Source organism: Pseudoalteromonas sp. TB51 (genome assembly GCF_000498055.1).
In the GTDB taxonomy this organism is placed as follows: domain Bacteria; phylum Pseudomonadota; class Gammaproteobacteria; order Enterobacterales; family Alteromonadaceae; genus Pseudoalteromonas; species Pseudoalteromonas atlantica.
Map to the genome: position 1 here is coordinate 1 of NZ_AUTO01000036.1, position 4,314 is coordinate 4,314.

Annotated in this window: 9 protein-coding genes; all 9 read right to left on the reverse strand. The window is 43.6% G+C overall.

Translation table 11 applies throughout. From position 1 onward, the window contains the following. Positions 1–45: 45 nt before the first annotated feature. On the reverse strand, positions 46–264 hold the full coding sequence (locus tag L650_RS0100925) for a hypothetical protein (protein ID WP_029771835.1): 219 nt from the start codon (positions 262–264) through the stop codon (positions 46–48). 2 nt (positions 265–266) lie between these two features. Then, entirely contained in the window at positions 267–455 is a 189-nt protein-coding gene (locus tag L650_RS0100930; RefSeq protein ID WP_004586547.1) for a hypothetical protein, read from the reverse strand. Beyond that, positions 442–693 (reverse strand): hypothetical protein, encoded by a 252-nt coding sequence (locus L650_RS0100935; protein WP_004586548.1) that lies wholly within the window; start codon positions 691–693, stop codon positions 442–444. Before L650_RS0100935 ends, L650_RS0100930 begins: the two co-directional genes overlap by 14 nt. A gap of 9 nt (positions 694–702) precedes the next feature. After that, a complete protein-coding gene (locus tag L650_RS0100940; protein WP_029771836.1) occupies positions 703–1,110 on the reverse strand; it encodes a Mor transcription activator family protein in 408 nt (135 codons plus the stop codon). After that, entirely contained in the window at positions 1,107–1,304 is a 198-nt protein-coding gene (locus L650_RS0100945) for a hypothetical protein (RefSeq protein ID WP_004586550.1), read from the reverse strand. The genes L650_RS0100940 and L650_RS0100945 overlap by 4 nt, the downstream gene beginning before the upstream one ends. Next, complete coding sequence (locus L650_RS0100950) at positions 1,305–1,703, reverse strand: phage protein GemA/Gp16 family protein (RefSeq protein ID WP_004586551.1); 399 nt, start codon at positions 1,701–1,703, stop codon at positions 1,305–1,307. Further along, positions 1,700–2,059 carry a hypothetical protein gene (locus L650_RS0100955; protein WP_004586552.1) on the reverse strand — a complete coding sequence of 120 codons (360 nt, stop codon included), beginning with the start codon at positions 2,057–2,059 and terminating at the stop codon, positions 1,700–1,702. The genes L650_RS0100950 and L650_RS0100955 overlap by 4 nt, the downstream gene beginning before the upstream one ends. Positions 2,060–2,095: 36 nt before the next feature. After that, positions 2,096–3,331 (reverse strand): AAA family ATPase, encoded by a 1,236-nt coding sequence (locus tag L650_RS0100960; RefSeq protein WP_029771837.1) that lies wholly within the window; start codon positions 3,329–3,331, stop codon positions 2,096–2,098. Beyond that, the coding region (locus tag L650_RS0100965; protein ID WP_029771838.1) for a Mu transposase C-terminal domain-containing protein at positions 3,321–4,314 on the reverse strand (994 nt) is incomplete at its 5' end. The genes L650_RS0100965 and L650_RS0100960, both read right to left, overlap by 11 nt.

Below are 4,314 nucleotides of genomic sequence, written 5' to 3' on the forward strand. Positions count from 1 at the left end.
AAGCCAATTTAATTTAAATGAGGTTTAAACATAGTTTAAATACAATTATATTTTTTTGAAACTGGCGTCCCATTCGCTGTAATCAGTATCGATAAAATCAATCGGTGCGCGTGTTACTTTAAGTTGCACTTGTATTTCTTCTTTACCACTTAATAATACCCCTAATGAAACTTCATTGTCCGCGTAATCACCAGCAAACATATCAGTAAGAAGTTCTTCTATGTTATCAACTGCTTTTTCTGCTATTTCTCTTGCTCCACTCATTATTAACCCTTTATTTCTCTAAATGCTTCGCGGTATTCGTCCATCATGCCTGTTGTATCTAGGCCAAATAGCTTGCGTTGGTTGATATACCGGTTAAGCAGGCTTAAACCGTATTCGTACTGCCACCGCTTTGGCTTTTTACCGCCGCTAAGTTGCAACGCAGTGAGCAGTACAAAGTTATTGTTTTGCATGTTTGTGCTTGGGGTAAGTTTGGATTCTTACCTCAGTACCGTCGGTAATACGGATAAACTCAAACCAACAATGAATGCACACAGTGTGATCGTTATAAACCTCGCCCTGTGGTGGGCGCATGGTTTTTAACGTGTTATTGCACTCAGGGCATTTGTAATGAATTACAGGCTTACTACGCAATATTGCCCCATTAAAAAATGCCTGGCATTCAGCTTTAATGTCTTTTAATAGCTCCATGGTTTCACCTTACAAACTTAAATTTAATTGTGTTTCGTGCGCCCGTTCGTCTTGATATGCACTGTAAATACTGCTTACTTGTTGGCGGGTTATTTTAAAACGCTTAACCAGCTGCTGAATGTTGCAGGTTTTGGTGTCTAGCGCCTCACAAATTTGTTGATTACGAATTTGCATAAGCACTTTGTGCAGCATGGGTATTTGATAGCTTGAGCCTACGTTTGCGTCTATCAGTTCTTGCACCAGGGCTTTACCAAATACCTTTACTACTTCGTGATCCTCGGTAGGCTTTTCAGGGATATAAAACATTTGCCCTTGTTGCTCGGTGAGTACCGCAATGGTTTGTTCAACACCCAAGTGTTTAACAATACGGCGCAGGCCGTGCGGTAATGCCCGTAAATCTATCGTTGATTCGCTCATGATTGCTCCTCAAATAAATAATCTAAGCCATTTTCCCGGTCTATTTTGCGTTGCTCTTGGTAAGCCTCTACATCACGTCGAATACGGCATTTTTGCTTGTCTTTATCTTTAACATTACGATAGCGCTTTTCCTCGGTATAAGGCGGCTTACGCGGGTTAATAGTAAAGTTTTGGTACTCTTCGTAATTAGCCATTTACGCCCCCTGCTTTGCTTTATGGCGTGCAAGCCATTGCTTAAGTACTTCAATAATGTGCGGCCATTGCTGGGCGCTTTGGCTGAGCTTTTTGCCTTGTAAGTGTTTTTCACAAAACGCATCGCAGGCCTGTTTTGAATCAATGTTTACCGCACCTGCGCGGCTTAATTGGCCCCATAGGCTGTAAATCATTTTTAGCTGTGCGGGTAACTGTGTTTTACCCGCATTTGGGTTCATAGCACGGTAACGTGCAAGCAGCTGCTGTTGTTCAAGCTTGGTTAGCCCTGTGCTGGTGTTTACACGGCCATCGCAAATGTATGACACATTAAGTTGGTGGGTATCTTGGTCGATACCCGCCGCCTTTTGTGCAATTTTGATTTGTTGGATCAAGTTACTCATGCGCTTTCCTCCAGAGCTTCAATTTCAAACTGTGGGGCTTGGCCTATACCAATAATTTTAATGCCCCAATCTTTCATGCCCTCGGTATAAATAAGCGGGAATTCACGATATATGGTATTAAAACGCCTAGCAGTATGTGCATGTGAGTTAACTTCGTGTACATGATGAATACTAAATAACTTGTCGGCAGTAAGGGTTGCAAAGGCCGCTTTAATGTTGCCATCGCATTTGTCTATTAGCTCGCCTTGCGGGTCTTTTTTAGCAAGTAGGCTTAGCATTGTTGCGTTTGTTACCAACGAGCTAAACGCTAAATGTGCTGTATAACGTGATGTGTTTAATTTTATTGTAAATGGCATAATTAAATCCTTATTTAAAGTGTGTTTAAACAACGTTTAAACTGCTGGTTTATTAAGTACTGATGAAAAAATGCCATTGACTAACAACTTGTCTACGGCGGTGTCAGGGTTTTTGTTAGTGTGGTTAAGCAAGTGCGGTAGTAAGTTTTCAACCAGTTCACGGGCGTTACCCTCAACGCGTTTGTGCAGCCATTGCCACCACTTTGCGTCGTCTTGGGCAAGTTTTACGGTGCCTTCGGTGAGCTCTAAAAACAGGGTGCGAATATCTTCAACGGTAATTTGGCCGATAGGCTTAGGCCAAAAGCACACGCGGCTTGCAATGAGTTCGTAGCGCTCTTGGGTTTGTAGCTTGTCTACTAACTGAATATTTCCAACCAGGGTTACGCCTACAATGGCTTGGTCGCTTATGGTGCGCAGTGGGTCGAGCGAGTTAGGTTTGCACTTGTCGGCCTCGTCTAAAATTATTAAACGGTCGGTATCGCGCAGTGCTTGAATAATTTTTTGCATGTTTTTGTACGCGCTTGGGCAGCGCGATAAGCCCAGGGCTAAAGTTAGTTGCTCAAGCACTTGGGTGCTGCTGGTTTGCTCACTGCCAGCAATTAAAATGGCTTCTTTGTTGTGGCGGCAATACTCCGCAATACCTTTGGTTTTACCCAGCCCTGCTTGGCCTGCAAACACACTAAAGCGTTTACGTTGGCGAGCTTGGTCGCAGGCCATAGCAATAAGCTTTGATGTACTGGTAGGAATAAAGCGCACATCACCGTACACAATGCTTATTTGTTTGCGCTCTTTACTAGGTTTGCCTTGATCAACTTCTGCAGGGCAAATAAGTGCCCAAATATCATGTAAATGTTTAGTAGGTTTTGCGTTGTATTTACCATTAATTAATTGGCTAATAGATGCAGGACTTTTACCCATACTCACTGCAATGCTTGCGCTAGTAATGTTTTGTTCGCGTATTTCAGGTGATTGTAAGCGCAGGCAAATACGTCCTGCCAGCTCACGATCAGCTTTGTTATACGACTTATTAAAGCCGTTACGTTTTTCAATATCTGTAATGGCCGCTTCACCAAATAACTGGTGCCAAATTTGTGTAATTATTTTTTCAGGGTTGATGGTGCATTTGTTCGCGAGTACTTCTTTTACTGACTGCAGTGCAAAGCCACAGTTAAGTTCTTCGGCGGTCATGCCTGTGGTGCTTAGCTCTTGATTAATTAGCTCAACACGCAGGGTTTGCTCGGGCGTGTATGGGTGTGGTTGGCTATAGCTCATAAGTTGTTTCCTTTCGTAAATTAGGTTGGTCTAGTAATTCGTTTAGGTCGATTTCGTGTTGTGGTTGTGCTGGTGTTACATCAAAATCAAAAATGTTTACCGGTGCTTCTTGTGCTTCAATACCTTTAATGGGTGCTGCAAACTTCGCCACTGAGTCAACATCAATAATGCGCTCCTGATTCTCTTGGGCTTCAATTTCACGGCGTTTGGTGTCTATGCGTTTTAAGCGACCAGTACGGCGTTTGCTTTCGGCTTGCTCGATGCGAGATGTAGGCACCGCGTGCGATTTAGTTTTTAAGTTAGCGAACATTAAAAACTCACCGTTTAGCTTATAAAGCTTGGTGTAGCTGTCGTCGTGTAGGTCGTAAGCGGCAACAAGCTCTTGGCCGTTAAACTGGTGTAAAAAGTCAGCTGAATAATCACGTTGATGCAGGCGGAAACGGCCACGGCGAATATTGACGGTTTCGCGTGGTAGCATGACAAAATCACCCTCTACCGGTGGCACGCGCTCAATGTTTTCATCCCACACTTGTTGGCGGGTTTTACCTTTAATCTCGGGGTGTTCGCTATTGTGGTAGTCGTTTAAAAATGCTTTAAACTCAGCTATCCATTCGTCTACTGTCGGTAGCTTACGTTTACCCTGTTTAGCCTCTTTAAGTACCAGTTGCTTATGGCGATCGTCGTGGTCACGCCCGCAATAGGTACTAAAACGTTTACCAACACGGTCTTCCATGTGTAAAAAGAACCGCTCAATCCACTTAACACGGGCATTGCCTGGTATGGCAAATATTACGTCTATTTCAAACTGAGCATAAAAACCGGTGGTGTCGTCGTTCATTAGTTTGTTTTTGTAGCCAGAGCCGTTATCGAGATAAAACATGGCAGGCACGTTGTTATGTACTTTAATGGCGCGGCTAATAGCTGCGAGTGTATCGAGCGTACTTTCTGCGTAGCCGAGTTCCCAGCCCACAATGCAGCGGCTT